Genomic DNA, 918 nt, shown 5'->3' with positions numbered 1-918 from the left:
CGGCCTCGCGGACGATCTGCTGGTAGCGCTCGGAGCGGAAGACGTCGGCGTAGCGCTCGGGGTCGCAGCTGAAGCCGGACACGAACATCACCCCGGGCTCGGTGCTGACCACCGAGTGGTAGGCGACGAACGCCTCCACCTCGGGGGCGTTGCGCACCACGTCGAAGATGGTGCGCTCACGCCACTCGCGGTAGGCGCGGTACATCTGGGGGCGGACCTCCACGTGCCGCATCTGGAGGTAGGGGGTCTGCGGGAGCGCCGTCTCCACGTCCTTGGGCGCCTCCACGTAGTGCAGCAGCTGCCGGCGGAAGTCGGCGGTGATGGACGGCGCCAGGGCGCCCCAGAGGTCGGTCCACTCCGCGCGGATCCCGGTCAGCTCGTCCAGGCTGCCCAGCGTGGTGAGCTCCAGCAGGGTGGCGTCCACGGTGCTCCGGTAGAGCGCCCGGTCCTCGCGGGGGTGTGCGGCGTTGTGCTCGGCCCAGTTCTTGGCGACCAGGTCCAGGTCGGCCTCGTCGGCGTGGACCTCGGTGACCAGCAGCAGGCTTGCGGACATGGCAAACAACTCCCTTGCAGGGCAGTGGATGTGACGGGGTGTCGATCGCTCTCACCATCCGGTGCGGCGACCTGGGAATGACGCTACGGAGTTCAAGTGCACCTGAAGCGAAGCCGTCGGCTCAGGTGTGGTGCAGCTCACACTCGGCGGGGTCGGCGCCCATCGACCAGCAGGCCAGGGCACAGGCGGGGGCCTGCTCCGCGGGCGCGGTGCGGACGCCCGCGGCCGGGGCGGTGCGAGGTGCCGGGCGGCGGCCGTGCTCGCGGTCGTGGGCGGGTGCGAGCGCGGGTGCGGGTGCGGCGCGGTCGGGCAGGGCGGTCGGGATCACGGCGGGGTTCCTTCCTGTCTGTCCCTTATACCCATCT

2 protein-coding genes are annotated in these 918 nt (G+C 71.2%); both read right to left on the bottom strand.

Annotation, left to right across the window (positions count from 1 at the left end; translation table 11 throughout):
- Positions 1-553: hypothetical protein (locus tag AOK09_RS41030; protein ID WP_055591506.1), on the bottom strand; the 553-nt coding region annotated here is incomplete at its 3' end.
- 121 nt (positions 554-674) lie between these two features.
- The gene (locus AOK09_RS36855) at positions 675-881 is read right to left on the bottom strand and encodes a hypothetical protein (protein WP_055591505.1); all 207 of its coding nucleotides are present in this window, start codon (positions 879-881) and stop codon (positions 675-677) included.
- Positions 882-918: the final 37 nt, after the last annotated feature.

Origin of the sequence: Peterkaempfera griseoplana, assembly GCF_001418575.1 — a bacterium.
Lineage (GTDB): Bacteria > Actinomycetota > Actinomycetes > Streptomycetales > Streptomycetaceae > Peterkaempfera > Peterkaempfera griseoplana.
This window is presented reverse-complemented; position numbering and strand designations above follow the sequence as displayed.